The following is a 14,714-nucleotide window of genomic DNA, read 5'->3' on the forward strand; positions in this document are numbered from 1 at the left end:
TGAAGCAGCTTGGCTGGCTCAGCGGAGCCGGATCAGGTGGTTGTCCCAGGCCAGCTCTGACCGGTGCAGCGGATGCTGGCCTGCGTCCGAGATTGCATATAACCGGCCGGTGCCGGTGCTGGTGGTGAAGCCGCCGGGGGAGGCGGCAAGGCCGCAGACGTCGTGCATCCGGTGCTCGTTCAGCAGCGCGCCGCCGACAGTGTCCATCACCTGCAGCACCCCGCCGCGCGGGGAGGTGACGCCGATCTGCGTGCCATTGCCGGAAAAGGCGATGGAGCCGCCGTATCCGTTCATGTTCAGCACCCGGGGATCATCCTCCGCCAGCAGACGCGCGGGGCTGCCGGGAAGCTGCAAGCCCGCGGTGGGGACCTGTTCGCCCGGATCCCCCTGCCATTGCATGGCAAAACCAACGGTGCCGTCGATGCGCATGGCGAGGTGGCGGATCGAATTCAGATGCAGCCTGCGGGGCAGTTCCATCTGGTCCTGCAGGGTGCCGTCAAAACCCAAGTAGCTGAGGTTCGGGCGCATGTCCGGAAGGTTCAGCTTGGCGCGGCCGCTGCCGGGGTGGGTTTCAATGCCGCCGTTGGCGATGACCAGCCCCGGCGCGTCCCGGCGCAGCAGCATATCGTGCGGACCAATGCCGCCGGAAGCAAAGGCGCCAATGCGCTTGTATCCGTCCGCGGCATCCCAGACTCCGATGATGCCGCGGGCGTTCTCATAGTCGTTCTCGGTCGTGAACAGGCGGGCGCCGTCGGGGGAGAAGGTGCCGTGGCCATAGAAATGGTGGCCAGCGGGTGGCTCCAACCGGGCGATGGCAGTGCCGGTGCGGCAGTCGATCACATCGGCAAAGCGGCCCGGACGGCGGGCAAAGGCAACCGCCTCGGGGCGGGTGGGATGCGCCGCTGCGGCGTGGCCGCGGCCCGGCAGCGGGTGGCGGAACAGGATTTCGCCGTCTTCTGTGAGGCCCGCAAGCAGGAAGGCGCCGCTGGCGTCCTTGCCGGCAGACAGGAAGGCGGGGCTGCCGGCGTTGGCCCAACTGGCCTGCGGGGCAAGGCCTGTGGCCAGAAGGCCGGCCAAAAAACCGCGGCGGGACGCCATATCAATCGCCGTCCAGGGAATTGAAGCCTGCCTCAACACCCAGGGCCGGGCCCAATTCCCCCGCCACCAGCGCGCGCAGGTCCTTGATCTCCTGCTGCAGGGATTCGATGCGGAAGCGGCCGGCGGGATCGGCCGCGCCGGCAAAGACGGCGTCGTCGAGGGTCTCGGCCTTTTTGCGGGCTTTGGAAAAACCAGCGGTGAATTCGGTTTGAAGGTCCGCATGGGGGGCCGCCAGAGCCAGCGCCAGCGGCTCCAGCGCGTTCAGGGACAGCAGCACATGGCGAAGGCTGCGGCCGGAGCGGCGGGCCTCGGCGCGGGCCGGGCGGGGCCTGTCATATGTTCCCAGCGGACGCCCCAGACGCATGTCGTCCAGCACCTGCAGGCCGGTGGTGAGCGCCTTGAGCAGTTCCTGAGTGATCTCCTCGTCGCTTTGGTAGCGATTGGCGGGGCTGCGCATTTCGGCGGCGTAGCTCTGTTCCCAGTCCATTTTGATGGATTGGGTTGTGGCCGCGATGTCGGTGCTGATGGCGCGGGTCAGGGCGCAGCGGTAGCCGGCGCTGCCTTCGGTGGAGAGCTCAGGATCATAAAGCAGGAATTCCAAGGCATAGAAGCCGCGGGCGGCGATGGAGTAGCTTGCGAATTGCGCCGGGTCCGAGATGCCGGGGTCTTCGCTGCGGATCAGACTGGCTAGCGCCTTGGGTGTTTTGCTGCGGCTGTCGGGCCAGAATGCCAGCGCAAAGGCGCGGCTGTCTGTTTCCGTCGGCCCGAAACGGTAGGGGCTGGCGGCGATCCAGGCGTCGAAGGCGGCGCCGTAGGCTGCGCGCAGGGATCCGGACTGCGGGGTGCAATCCGCCTTTGCCGTCTCCGCCAGTGCCTGCGCCTCCTCTGCAAGCGTCTGGAAGGCCGGGAGGATCAGTTGATCGGTGATGGCGCTGGACAGGTCTGAGGCCGCGGCGGGGGCTGCAGCCAAGGCAACAGCGAAAGAAAGGGCGCGCATCAGAGGCTCTCCAGGAATGAGATCAGGGCAGCACGGTCTTCCGGCGGCAGCTCCACCACCCGGGTTTTGGCTGCTTCCGCCTCGCCGCCGTGCCACAGGACCGCCTCCAGCAGGGTGCGGGCGCGGCCGTCGTGCAAAAAGGTGGCGCGGGGCGAGACCTGCTGCGTCAGGCCAATCCCCCAGAGCGGCGCGGTGCGCCATTCGCGGCCCGTGGCGCGGGCCTCGGGGCGGTGGTCGGCAAGGCCTTCGCCCATGTCATGCAGCAACAGGTCGGAGTAGGGCCAGATCAGCTGGAAGCTTTGCTCCGGGCGGCCGGCCAGCCGGTGGGTCACATATTTCGGGACGTGGCAGGAGGCGCAGCCGCTGTCATAGAACAGCTGCTTGCCGCGCAGCACCGTCGGGTCATCCGCGTTCCGGCGGGCGGGCACGCCCAGATTGCGGCTGTAGAAGGCGACCAGATCCATATTCGGCTGGTCGATCTCGGTTTCACGGGAATCACCGCCGCCATGCGGCGCGGACTGGCAGGCTGTTTGCCGGGCAGTGCATTCACCGGGGTGGGCGGGGAACAGCGGGGTGGAAATGCCGATATCGCCGGCGAAGGCGCTGGCGGATTGTTCGTGCACGGTCGGCATTCCGGCTTTCAGGCCGAAGCGGCCCAGCATGATCCGGTTGAATTCGCGCGACCAGACAAGGTTGGCACGGCCTGAGATGCCGTCGCCATCCGCGTCCTCCTCATCCGCGTGGGCGAGGATGTCGGCGGCGGGGACGGCCTCCAGCAATCCCAGCCCGATCATCGGCGGCGCGACCCGGGGGGAGAGCATGGCGCCCTTGGCAAGCGGGCCGTAGCCGAGGTTTGCAGCGGTGTAGCCGGGGCGGCGCAATGTTGCTGTTTCGCCGCCGTTCAGGGCAACTTCGAAGTCCTCGTATGCGACCTGCAGCTTGTATTCCGGCGCGATGCCGGGGGCGGAGAAATCCTGCAGCTGGGTGCCGTAGTTCGGATCGGGCGCGGTGCCGATGTAGTCATGAACCGCCCGCAGCTCTGGCGGCACGGGGCCGGGGATCGAGACGCGCAGGAACATGGTGGCGGACGCATAGTCCGGCTGCTCCGGCACATGGCCGCGGCCGTCCTTCAGGTGGCAGCGCTGGCAGGACCGGGCGTTATAGAGCGGGCCGAGACCGTCAGAGGCCAGGGTGGAAGCGGGCGAAAACACCCAGATCTTCTTGAACAGGCCATTGCCCAGTTTGAATTCCAGCTCCTGCTCGAAACTGAGGTTGGCGGAATGCTGCGAGAACGCTTCGTCATCCGGCCGCGTCCGCACGGTGGCAGCACCGGCAGGCAGGTCTTCGAACCGTTCGGGCGCAGAGAAATCCGCGGCGGGCGCGGTCACGGCCTCAATCCGGGTGCGTTCGGCGTCGGTGCGGGGCAGGGGGGAGAGGTGCGGCTCGGCCTGGTACTGGCTGGCCAGGTCCAGCGCCGCAACGGGGCTGGCCGCCGCAAATGCGGCAGCCAGAAACAGTTCAGTCTTCGATCTCGGCCATCTTGGTGGCGTTGAGCTGGGCATAGTTTTCGGCACCGATCCGGTCGTGCAGTTCAAGCTGGGTTTCGAGGAAGTCGATATGGCCCTCTTCGTCCGCCATCAGCTCTTCAAACAGCTTTTGCGTGACGTAGTCCCCCGCTTTGTTGCAGGCTTCGCGGGCTTCCTTGTAAAGCGCGCGGGCGTCCACTTCGGCGGCAAGGTCGCATTCGAGGGTCTCTTTCGGCGTCTGGCCGATCCGCAGCGGGTCAAGCTTCTGCAGGTTCGGGTGGCCGCCGAGGAACAGAATCCTTTCAATCAATTTGTCCGCGTGCTGCATCTCCTCGATGCTTTCTTCGCGGCTTTTCTTGGCCATGCTGCCCAGGCCCCAATCGTCCTGCAGCCGGTAGTGCAGCCAATACTGGCTGACCGCGGTCAGCTCATGGCGCAGCGCTTTGTTGAGATAGTCGATGACCTTGGCGTCGCCCTTCATTACTTTTCTCCCGAATTGATGCTGCGCCTAAATTTGCAAGCTGCGCAGGTACTTCCAGATTACTGCTGGAACGCATCGTGTCGAGGAAAAGAGGCATGCAACCGCCGCAATCGGCGGCTTTCCCCAGGGCGTGATAGATCTTGCCCGGAGTGATTATCGTTTCGGGATCAGCATTTCGCATCCAGTCGATAGCGGCGCGGATGTCATGGTCCGATATCTGTGTGCAGTGGCAAACGATCATGCGGTTCGCGTCCTTGCCCGGCGGCCTGAATGGCCAAGTGATTCCGTTGGGAAATATATCCGACAGATTTGCTGGGGATTCAAGGTTTTTCCAGAGTAAAATACTTGGGATTGCAGCGTGAGGCAGCATCCCGCCTGCAAGACGGGGCCGCAGAAACCGCGGCCCGCCGTTGCCAGCTGCCGGGGTTCCTACTGGAAAACCGCAGAGGGGTTGTCGAGGCTGTCGGAGCCTTCGATGGCAACGCCGCCCAGATCCAGGGTGGCTACCACCCGCTCGATCGAGCGGGTCTGGTCGATCAGCCCGTTGACGCCGCCCATCACCAGCGCTTCGCCGGCTTTGTTGCCCCGGGCCAGCATCTGGTCATAAGACAGGCCTGCTTCGGCGGCGGTCTTGATGCGGCCAAGCGCGCGCATGGTGGTGGACAGCTTGCTGCGCATCTCGGCGTCCAGGCCGGCGTCCTTGGCGGCAACCAGGTCCGACAGAGACGCGCCGGAGACCAGCTTGCCGTTCACCCGCACATATTCGCCCAGATAGACATTCTGCACGCCGAGGCCGTCGTAGTAGTGGCTGTTGTGGGTGTTGTCGGAGAAGCAATCATGCTCTTCCTCCGGGTCGTTCAGCATCAGGCCCAGGCGCATCCGCTCCCCCGCCTGTTCGCCATAGGACAGCGACCCCATGCCGGTCAGCATGGCGGTGATGCCGGCGTTTTCGTCGGCCAGCAGCGCAGTGCGGGCGTCGCCCCCGGCCCCCCATTGCGCGGCGATCCACTCCAGGTCGGAGATCAGCAAATCGGTGGCCGCCTGCAGGTATTCGCCGCGGCGGCCGCAGTTGCCGCCGGTGCAGGCATCGCCGACGGCATAGTCGGTCCAGGCGCGGTCGCCGGCGCCATGTTCGGTGCCCTTCAGATCCTGGCCCCAGAGCAGGAATTCGATGGCGTGGTAACCGGTGGCCACATTGGCCTCGACACCATCAGCCTCGTGCAGGGCGCCTTCCAGCAGTTCGGGGGTGATCTTGGCGGCGTCGATCGCCTTGCCCGACAGCTCGAAGCTGGGGGTGGCGATCACGTTCAGCGCCGCCAGGGTGTTTTCGTCACTCGGCCCGCCATAGGAGGCGTCGACATAATCGATCAGGCCCTCGTCCAGCGGCCAGGCGTTCACCTTGCCTTCCCAGTCATCCACGATGGCATTGCCGAACCGGAACACTTCGGATTGCTGATAGGGCACGCGGGCGGCGATCCAGGCGCTGCGCGCAGCTTCCAGGTTTTCGGGCGACGGCTGCGCAATCAGTGTATCGACGGCGGCTTTCAGCAGCTGCGCGGTGGCCAGGCTGTCCTGGTATTTGGCCTCGGCGATATTGGCGTAATTGGTCAGCACGTCTGTCTTGCCGGAGGCGGCGGCGGCGGTGGTGCCAAAGGCGAGACCGGCAAGGGCAGTGCCCGTGAGAAACAGGGATTTCATCAGCTAAGTCCTTAGGTCTGTATTCAATTCAGTGAAGCGTTGCGGTGGCGGGCCGGGCCGGTTGCAGCGGCGGGCGCGGCGCCATGATCTGCTGCATCAGCAAGCCGCAATCGGACGCCAGCCGCGTCAGCTCGGAGGCTTTGCGCGGCGTCACAAGCAGCGCGGCAAGGATCTGCGCATCGTCCCGCTGCCCCTCGGCCGCGGAGGCCAGCAGGTTGGCAAAGCAGTTTTCATCCGCGCCCAGGCATTTGCAGGTCATGCCGTGGCGCACCAGCGGGCGGCGGCCATGGGCGGCGCAGAAATTGCAAAGAGAGCCAAAGGCCTCAAACGCGGTTTCGGCCATTTCCGGGCCGAAGTTCACCTCGAAGTCCCGGCGCATCCGGTCGCGGGTCTCGGCACCGGAAAACCAGTGCCGCAGATAGATCACCGCGCCGGCTTCCAGCGGCGGCAGCTCGGACAGGGTGCCGACGGTCACGCCGCCGCGGGGAGAGGGGTGCGCAGTGCTCATGCCGGTCAGCTCACTTGGTCAGGATCAGCTTGCCTGCGCGGGTGATGCGCAGCGAATAGATCTGCCCGTTCAGCAGAATGCGGGCCTGCGCGCCGCCGCGGGTCAGATCCTCGGCGTGGTAGGTGGGGAAAACTTCGGTGGTTGCGGTGGTCGGCACCGGCTTGGAGGCAATCTGGTTCATATCTTTCGCCCATTGCTGAATTCCGCCCTGTCCAGAAGCCATTCCAGACAAAAACCGGACAGAGCGCCGGACGGCGCAAAGAGCTGCGGCCAAAATTGGCGCATGTCCTCGGGCTCCAGCTCTGGGGTCTGCGGGCCGCTGGGGCGGCTGTCTCTGGTCGGCATGGGGGCGATCTCGGTTGATTACAGGTCGCTCGGGCTCGCCTGACCCGAGTCAGGCTGGCTGGAATGCCATATTCCTGATTTATTTGCTCGGATATGTCAATCCGAGTTTTTTAGTAGGGAATAATTTTTGCGGCGGCAGCAGGGGATAGGGGAAACGCAAAAGGCCGCCCATTGGGCGGCCTTTGAGAAATTCTGAGCTGAATGGCTCAGCTTCGGGTGCCGGAGAAGCGTTCCTGCCAGTCCTCGCGCTGTTCATCGGTGATCTTGGCGAACAGTACCTCGGGCACGGTGAAGCTGTGGCCCGCGGGCAGCGCCGACAGGGCGGCCGCAGCATCTTCGGGCCAGCTGCGGTTGTCCGAATTCATCGCCGCCATCAGCGTGTCCGCGGCCTGCGGGATGAAGGGGGCCGAAAGCACCGCATAAAGGCGGATCAGGTTCAGGCCCAGGCGCACCTGCGCAGACGCGCGGTCGGGGTCTTGCTTGAACACCGACCAGGGCGCGGCGGATTGCAGGTATTCATTGCCGGCCACCCAGATCGCCCGCAGCTCCTGCGCCGATTTGCGGACCTCCATCGCCTCCATATGGCCCTCATAGGCGCGGATGCGGGTTGTCAGCTCTGCGATCAGCGCCTGTTCCTGTTCGCCGTATTCACCGGCTGCGGGAACTTCCTCGCCGAATTTGGAACGGCAGAATTTGGTGATGCGGGAAACAAAATTGCCCAGCACATCCGCCAGATCCTTGTTCACCGACTGCTGGAAGTTCTCCCAGGTGAACTCGGAATCGCTGCTTTCGGGCGCATGGGACAGCAGCCACCAGCGCCAGTAATCGGCCGGCAGAATCTCCAGCGCCTGATCCATGAACACGCCGCGGCCCTGCGAGGTGGAGAACTGGCCGCCGTCATAGTTCAGGTAGTTGAACGACTTCAGGTGGTCGACCATCTTCCACGGCTCGCCCGAACCCAGAATGGTAGCCGGAAACGACAGGGTGTGGAAGGGGACGTTGTCCTTGCCCATGAACTGGACGTATTTAACATCTTCTGCGCCCTTGTCGGTGCGCCACCAGCGCTGCCAGTCGGCGTCTGTCTTGCCATTGGCCTCGGCCCATTCGCCGGCGCAGGCGATGTATTCAATCGGGGCGTCGAACCAGACGTAGAACACTTTTCCTTCCATGCCGGGCCAGTCCGCACCGCCCTTTTTGACCGGCACGCCCCAGTCCAGATCGCGGGTGATGCCGCGGTCCTGCAGCCCGTCGCCGTCATGCAGCCATTTCTTGGCGATTGAGGTGGTCAGGACCGGCCAGTCCTTCTTGCTGTCGATCCAGGCGTCCAGATCATCCTTCAGCTGCGACTGGCACAGGTACAGGTGCTTGGTCTCGCGCACTTCCAGGTCGGTGGAACCGGAGACAGCGGAGCGCGGGCTGATCAGGTCGGTCGGGTCCAGCTGCTTGGTGCATTCCTCGCATTGGTCGCCGCGGGCGCGTTCATAGCCGCAGTTGGGGCAGGTGCCCTCGATATAGCGGTCGGGCAGGAAGCGGCCGTCGGCATTGGAATAGACCTGCTTTTCGGTCACTTCGCGGATCAGCCCGGCCTCGGCCAGCTTGCCTGCGAAATGCTGGGTCAGCGTGTGGTTCTGCGGGCTGGAGGAGCGGCCGAAATGGTCGAACGACAGGGCAAAGCCCTTGGCGATTTCCGACTGGACGGCGTGCATTTCAGCGCAGTATTCCGCCACTGGCTTGTCCGCCTTGGCGGCGGCCAGCTCAGCCGGGGTGCCATGTTCGTCGGTGGCGCAGAGGAACAGCACCTCGTTGCCGCGTCCGCGCTGGAACCGGGCGTAAAGGTCGGCCGGCAGCTGCGAGCCCACCAGGTTGCCCAGATGCTTGATCCCGTTGATGTAGGGGATCGCGGAAGTGATCAGAATGCGTGCCATGCTATCCATCCAGGTAAAGTGTCAAAGGCCCGTCTACCGCATGGCGCAGGCGGCGGAAACCCCGGCTGCGGATTTCCCTGAAAATTGGAGATACAGGGCCGGATCCGGCTTGACCCGGACCGCGGGCCGGCGCGCACGATGGTTGCGGAAACCTGTTGCAAGCCTCTGAAAGGACACGAGGGCGTTGCTGTTCGCATGGCCTGCCGGTGTAAGCCGTCTGGGGCCGGCCAAGGCTGTTTGGCGTTCTGTCCGATGGCAAATGCGCGCCGTGCACCCCTGTCCTGGCCCTGACGGGCAGAGTGGCGGTGCCGGAGCTTTCAGCACTTTTGCAAGTGTAAGCAGATCCTTAAAGGGTCAGAGCTGCTGTCCGGATGTTTCGCGCGCGAAACAATTGGACAGGGCTTCTGACCTGTTTCACCGCCTCTGGCGAGACCGTTTCAGCAGACGGCCGATGGTGAAGGAGGTGCGCGGCGCATAGACGTAGCTGGTGCGCGTTTCCGGCGCCGGGCGGGCCCGCATCCGGTTGAGGCCGTAGATGATCAGCAGCACGTGGCCGCAAGCCACATAGGCAAACAGCGCAGGCGGTCCGAAGCTGTCGATCAGTGCCGAGGAGACATAAGGCGAGGCGATGGCGCCAAGCGCGTACCAGAACATCAGCGCCGCAGACAGCTCGACCCGCTCGGCGGAGCTGGCAAAATCATTGGCATGGGCGGCGGAGACCGAGAAGATCGGAAAGGTGGTGAAGCCGAAGATGGCGGCCGTCAGCATCACCCCCAGGGTGCCGGTGCCGCTGGCCGCCATGGTGATGCCGCAGCTAAGGATCGCGGCGGCGGAGAGCCAGATCAGCACCCAGCGGCGGTCGTATTTGTCGGCCAGCCAGCCCATCGGGTATTGCGCCAGCGCCCCGCCCAGCACGAAGGAGGCAAGGAAAAAGGCGATCTGGCCGATCTCCAGCCCGACCTCCTGGCCGTAGACCGGGCCGATCATGCGGAACGAGGCGGAGCTGAGCGCGGCGACGGTCACGCCCGCCACCGCCAGCGGCGAACAGCGCCAGGCCAGCTTGGGGCGCAGGCGCGGCGCATCCGGGGTTTCCGGCTGGTTCGCCTTGGTCAGGGTCAGCGGCAGCAGCGCCGCACAGCACAGCAGCGCCAAGAGGTTGTAGGAGACATAGGCGGCCGGCGGCAGCACCGCGATGATCAGCTGCGCCGCCAGCGAGGCGCTCATATCGGCAATCCGGTAAGTGCCCATGGCGCGGCCGCGGTTTTCATTGGTGACCTTGGCGTTGAGCCAGGCCTCGATCACCGTATAGGCGCCGGCCACGCAGAGGCCGGAGGCGATCCTCATCGCCGCCCAGGCATAGGGGTTTTCGGTCAGGGTGTGGCCCAGCAGGCCCATGGCGCCAAGCGCGGTGCAGACCGCAAAGGCGCGGGAATGGCCGACATTGCCCATCAGCCGCGGCGCCCACCAGCAACCGATGAAGAAGCCAAAGAAATGCGCCGAGCCGAGCAGACCGATCTGCTCTTTGCTGAAGTTCAGCGTCAGACCCGAAATGGCATCCAGAGGGCCGACGCCGCCGGTCGAGAGCTGCAGCAGGATGACAGATAAGAAAAGGGCGGCAAAGGAGATGATCAGGCGCATAATGCTGCGACCATGACAGGCTGCAGCGGCTTTGCCAGCCGGTTTCCGTCACGGCTGTGTCGTATTTTTGCGCGGCGGTGTTTTTCGGCACCGGGCGCGGACCAGGGTTTTGCCCGCGGCTCAGGCCGCCTGGCGGATGCGGGCCTTGATGGCGAGGGTGACCCGGTCGGCAACCAGATCCGGATAGCCGGCGGCCCCGAAGGCCGCACGGCTGAGACTGCCGTTGAGATGCACATCCAGCTCGCGCAAGTCATCCGCCGCGGTGCCGGGGCGGCGGTAGAGCGCGGCATGCAAGGTAAGCGGCCGGGTGGTGCCGCGCAGGGTGAGGCCGCCGTGAATCCGCGCGCCGCCCGAAAGCCGCCCGTCCGGCCCGAGGCGGATGCGGGTGGAGCGGAAGCGGATTTCCGGGAACCGCGCAGTGTCGAGCACGCCGGGGCTTTTCAGCGCCTCGGTGGCAAAGATCAGCCCGGTCCGGGCCCGGGTTGCGTCAAGCGTGATATCGGCCTGGCTGCGGGCCAGGTTTTGCGGATCGATCCGGATGCGGGCGGCGCGGACCGGGATCCGCCCATGCTGCGGCCGGCCGCTGAGACGGAAGGTAAAGCGCACTTCGGTCGCGTCCGGTATGAGGCGGTAAGGCAGGGGCGCTGCAGGCAGCCTCCGCGCGGCCAGCAGGCTGGCGGCAAGGCAGGCGATCAGGGTCCGCCGGTGCATCCTGTGGTTGCTCATGGGGGCTTCTTCTCCGGTTGCAGGGTGGCTTTACAGGCTGGTTTTACAGGGCGCTTTTACAGGGCGCCTTTGATGCCGCGCCCTGACCTTAGCCGGATTTTCCGCCGCAGGCTGCGCACTTTCGCGGGGGGCGCTTGTGAGACGGCGGCGGGCTCCCGCCAGGCGCCGGCTTTTGGCAAAGCCTCTGCCTGTTGGGCCCGGCACCGGGCGTGGCCCGGTGCCGGGCCCAAGGCCGCTAAGGCGGTGCCGGCGCAGCCAGGTCCGCCTGCGGGCGCGGGAGGGCACCGTCAGGGCGGGAGGGCTGGTCCGGGCTGCTTCCGGAATGGGTGCGGGGCTATGCCGCGGGGCTCAGGGCAGGGCGGAGCGGGCCGGAGCGGGGCAGATTGGTGCGGGCAGCCGCCGGCGGCCCGGGTGATCTGCCAGCTGCAAGGCGGCAGGGTGCGGGCGCGCAGGCGCTGCAAGGTCCAGCAGGTCCGGGTCTTCGCGGTGCCATCGCTGGCCGGACCGGCCGGGGGCCTGTGTGCCGGCGCGGCATGGGGCAAGGGATCATGTGGCAACGGGGTATGGGCAGGGGCCAGGTGCCAGCGGCTTTCGATGCCCTGGGCGCCGCCTGTGCCGGGGGTCAGCAGCAGGCCCAGCGGCGCCGGACCGAAGCGCCCGCCGGCCGCTGCCGCCAGATGCAGCCGCCGCACCGGGGTCATTGCGGGCGGCTCAGCCAGTTCTGCCACCACCAGAGCCGCCGCGCCGCTGCGCAAAGCTTCCTCCATGGCCCAAAGCTGATCCTCGGTCCGGGGGGGCTGCACGAACAGGAACCGGGCGGGGCTGGCAAATTCCGCCATCCCGTCCGGGTTCAGCTGCTTGCTGCCCTGCGCCGGGGACAGCCACAGGACCGGCCCCGGTGCGATCTCCTGCGCGGCGGCGGCCAGCCACAGCGCAAAACTGTGGCGGGCGGGGCCGCAGGCCTCGTGCACGCGGCCATGCTCCAGCGCAACCCCCTCCATCACGGACAGGGCCGGGCAGGATCTGTGGCGGCGGCGGGTGAGCAGGTGAGTCGGCATGCAGCCAGATTAACATGTTCGACTTTTGTTCTCAATCACGCACTGCTGCGGACCTGCGCCGCTGGACAGGCGCCGCACGATGCACGGGGCGGCGGATCTCAGCCCTCGCGGGGGACAACCGGGCCGCCCTGTTTGGCCCATTCGGTAAAACCGCCCTCAAGATGCACCACCGGCTTCAGCCCCATTTCCAGCGCCGCCTTGGCGCTGAGGGCAGAACGCCAGGCGCTGGCGCAGTAGAACACGTAGGTTTTGTCCTGATTGAACACCGGCTTGTGATAGGGGCTGTCCGGGTCGATCCAGAATTCCAGCATGCCGCGCGGGCAGGAGAAGGCGCCGGGGATCATGCCGCTGCGCTGCAGCTCGCGGATGTCGCGCAGGTCGATGAAGACGTAATCCTCGTCCAGAACCTTTTGTTTGGCCGCCTCGACAGACATGGTTTCGACGAGGCTGTTTGCCTCGGTCAGCAGCGCCTTGACGCCCTTGGTGATGGTCTGCGGCATCGGGTATCCTTTCCTTAAGCTGAACAGAGGCTGGCCGGTTTGCCGCGCATGTGCAAGCGGCTTGCACTTCCCGGACGAGCCCTTAGGGTCGCAGGCAAATCGAGGACAGGGGACCGCAGCATGAAACTCAATCCATTGGGACGCACCGGCATGATGGTGTCGGAGCTGTGCCTGGGCACGATGACATTCGGCACCCAGACCGCGGAGGCCGAGGCCCATGCGCAGATCGACCTGGCACTGGAGGGCGGCGTGAACTTTGTCGATACCGCCGAGATGTATCCGGTGAACCCGGTGAGTGCGGAAACCCTGGGCAACAGTGAGCGGATCATCGGCGCCTGGAATGCGCAGACGGGGCGGCGGGGCGAGTACATTCTGGCCACCAAGCATTCCGGCGCGGGGATGCAGCATGTGCGGGACGGGGCGCCGATCTCCTCCAGGACCATCGCTGCAACCATCGAGGCGTCATTGAAGCGGCTGCAGACCGATTACATCGACCTCTACCAATTCCACTGGCCGAACCGGGGCAGTTATATGTTCCGGCAGAACTGGAGCTATGATCCGTCGGCCCAGAACCGGGTGGAGACGCTGGCCAATATGGAGGATTGCCTGGAGGCGCTGCAGCGCGAGGTGGAGCGCGGCACCATCCGCGCCTTTGGCCTGTCGAACGAAAGCGCCTGGGGCACCGCGCAATGGCTGCGGATCGCGGAGGCGCAGGGCGGGCCGCGGGTGGCTTCGATCCAGAACGAATATTCGCTGGTCTGCCGGATGTATGACACCGATCTGGCGGAATTGAGCGTCAACGAGGACGTCGGCCTGCTGGCGTTTTCGCCGCTGGGCACCGGGCTGCTGACCGGCAAGTATCAGGACGGAGCGGTGCCGGAGGGCTCGCGCAAGTCGATCAATCCCGAGCTGGGCGGGCGCCATTCCCCGCGGGTATACGATGCCGTGGCGGCTTATCTGGAGATTGCTGGGCGGCATGGGCTGGACCCGGTGCATATGGCGCTGGCCTGGTGCCGCACACGGCCGTTCATGGCCTCGGCACTCTTTGGCGCCACTCACCTGCCGCAGCTGGAGCATGTGCTGAAATCGGTGGAGCTGGAGCTGAGCCAGGAGGTGCTGGAGGAGATCAACGCAGCACACCGGATGCATCCGATGCCGTATTGAGATGCGGGCTGGGACGGACGGGAGCTCCCGCCCGTTCTGCAGGCATTGACATGCCCTTGGCCGGTTGGGCCGGGCGCTGCTGCGCAGCGCGGAGGAAGATGCTGAGATGCGCTTCAGCGGCAGCTCTGCCCTGAAGCGCCTTGCTGAGGGTATTCTAAAATTGCGCGTCAAGGGTGAATGCGGCGGCCACTCAGCCGGGGTGAGCCAGAATATTCAGCAACTTGCCGGCCGGGTCGCGGACATAGAAGCGGCGCACGCCCCAAGATTCATCCGCGGGGCCGTAGACGATGTCGAGACCGAGGCTTTCGGCCCGTGCGAAGACCGTATCCACATCGTCGACTTCGATCGACAGATCAGGCACCGGGGTCCCGGATCCGCCTTGGCTCGCGATGCTGATCTGGACGGCGGCGGCGGCGCCTGATGCGAGCGTCACGATCCAGCCGTGATCCATCACAACGTCCAGGTCAAACAGGCGGGTGTAGAAATCCTGCACCTCGGAAATCTGTGCGGCAGGCAGGTTTGCAACAATACGCTTGACCGTCATTCAAGGCCCTTTCTCTGCGATCCGCGCCTTCATGGCGTCAGTTTCTTGGTTTGCCGGAAAGAATGCTTCGATGCGGCTTTCACAGGCCCCACAGATGCAGCGGGGCGCAGTGCCCGCGGGAGCTGGGAACGCAGCAGGCTTGCCGCGCAAGGCAACCAGCGTGGTGTCAGCAGAAGGATCAATCCCACGGGTGAGCCGGGCCAGGATATGGCTTGGCCGGAAGGGTGCGCAGTGGAGCACCGTCCCGCCGTCGCTTGAATATTCAACAAGGGAAGACAAGCCATGACCTGCTATGTAGTTGGCGATCCAGGCAAAGTTGAAACGGGCCCGGGGATTGTTGCTTACCTCGAGAGGATCGACGCCACGCTCGCCCCCTGCCAGGGACGCTACATCATTGGCGGGGGTGCGAGAAGCAGATTCTGGAAGGGCAGTTCCAGGGAAATTTGAACGTGATTGCCTTCACGGACCGGCGGTGCGGAGGCGGGTCACAAGGCAACGGATGTGCC

The 14,714-nt window shown here is 65.4% G+C and carries 15 protein-coding genes; 1 reads left to right on the plus strand and 14 read right to left on the minus strand.

The annotated features are described in order from the left end of the window. Positions 1–18: 18 nt before the first annotated feature. The 13 genes from AC0KW6_RS17230 to AC0KW6_RS17290 form a co-directional block, all read right to left on the minus strand. A complete protein-coding gene (locus tag AC0KW6_RS17230) occupies positions 19–1,098 on the minus strand; it encodes a DUF1513 domain-containing protein (RefSeq protein ID WP_474035497.1) in 1,080 nt (359 codons plus the stop codon). Position 1,099: 1 nt separating this feature from the next. Then, positions 1,100–2,095, minus strand: coding sequence for an imelysin family protein (locus AC0KW6_RS17235; protein WP_474035498.1), 996 nt, complete (start codon positions 2,093–2,095; stop codon positions 1,100–1,102). Further along, entirely contained in the window at positions 2,095–3,657 is a 1,563-nt protein-coding gene (locus tag AC0KW6_RS17240; protein WP_474035499.1) for a di-heme oxidoreductase family protein, read from the minus strand. The genes AC0KW6_RS17235 and AC0KW6_RS17240 overlap by 1 nt, the downstream gene beginning before the upstream one ends. Beyond that, positions 3,614–4,102, minus strand: coding sequence for a bacterioferritin (gene bfr, locus AC0KW6_RS17245; protein ID WP_024089156.1), 489 nt, complete (start codon positions 4,100–4,102; stop codon positions 3,614–3,616). The genes AC0KW6_RS17240 and bfr overlap by 44 nt, the downstream gene beginning before the upstream one ends. Beyond that, positions 4,050–4,343 (minus strand): (2Fe-2S)-binding protein, encoded by a 294-nt coding sequence (locus tag AC0KW6_RS17250; RefSeq protein ID WP_323784258.1) that lies wholly within the window; start codon positions 4,341–4,343, stop codon positions 4,050–4,052. Before AC0KW6_RS17250 ends, bfr begins: the two co-directional genes overlap by 53 nt. Before the next feature lie 188 nt (positions 4,344–4,531). Further along, complete coding sequence (locus tag AC0KW6_RS17255; RefSeq protein WP_474035500.1) at positions 4,532–5,800, minus strand: imelysin family protein; 1,269 nt, start codon at positions 5,798–5,800, stop codon at positions 4,532–4,534. Between the two features lie 28 nt (positions 5,801–5,828). Next, positions 5,829–6,308: a hypothetical protein gene (locus tag AC0KW6_RS17260; RefSeq protein ID WP_474035501.1), complete on the minus strand. Its 480-nt coding sequence runs from the start codon at positions 6,306–6,308 to the stop codon at positions 5,829–5,831. A gap of 10 nt (positions 6,309–6,318) precedes the next feature. Next, positions 6,319–6,489 (minus strand): hemin uptake protein HemP, encoded by a 171-nt coding sequence (gene hemP, locus AC0KW6_RS17265; protein WP_024089159.1) that lies wholly within the window; start codon positions 6,487–6,489, stop codon positions 6,319–6,321. 370 nt (positions 6,490–6,859) lie between these two features. After that, the gene (gene metG / locus AC0KW6_RS17270; protein ID WP_474035502.1) at positions 6,860–8,578 is read right to left on the minus strand and encodes a methionine--tRNA ligase; all 1,719 of its coding nucleotides are present in this window, start codon (positions 8,576–8,578) and stop codon (positions 6,860–6,862) included. A 414-nt stretch (positions 8,579–8,992) separates the two neighbouring features. Next, positions 8,993–10,216 (minus strand): MFS transporter, encoded by a 1,224-nt coding sequence (locus tag AC0KW6_RS17275; RefSeq protein ID WP_323779809.1) that lies wholly within the window; start codon positions 10,214–10,216, stop codon positions 8,993–8,995. 120 nt (positions 10,217–10,336) lie between these two features. Further along, positions 10,337–10,942, minus strand: coding sequence for a YceI family protein (locus tag AC0KW6_RS17280; protein WP_323779806.1), 606 nt, complete (start codon positions 10,940–10,942; stop codon positions 10,337–10,339). Between the two features lie 287 nt (positions 10,943–11,229). Then, positions 11,230–12,000, minus strand: a complete 771-nt coding sequence (locus AC0KW6_RS17285; RefSeq protein ID WP_474035503.1) for a hypothetical protein — start codon at positions 11,998–12,000, stop codon at positions 11,230–11,232. Positions 12,001–12,098: 98 nt separating this feature from the next. Then, entirely contained in the window at positions 12,099–12,500 is a 402-nt protein-coding gene (locus AC0KW6_RS17290; protein ID WP_323779800.1) for a rhodanese-like domain-containing protein, read from the minus strand. 120 nt (positions 12,501–12,620) lie between these two features. On the opposite strand from AC0KW6_RS17290, the gene AC0KW6_RS17295 reads away from it, so the two are divergent. Then, complete coding sequence (locus tag AC0KW6_RS17295) at positions 12,621–13,664, plus strand: aldo/keto reductase (RefSeq protein WP_323779796.1); 1,044 nt, start codon at positions 12,621–12,623, stop codon at positions 13,662–13,664. Between the two features lie 190 nt (positions 13,665–13,854). Here AC0KW6_RS17295 and AC0KW6_RS17300 read toward each other — a convergent pair whose 3' ends face one another. Beyond that, positions 13,855–14,208 (minus strand): VOC family protein, encoded by a 354-nt coding sequence (locus AC0KW6_RS17300; protein WP_323779793.1) that lies wholly within the window; start codon positions 14,206–14,208, stop codon positions 13,855–13,857. Positions 14,209–14,714: the final 506 nt, after the last annotated feature.

The sequence above is a fragment of the Leisingera sp. SA215 genome (assembly GCF_055902035.1).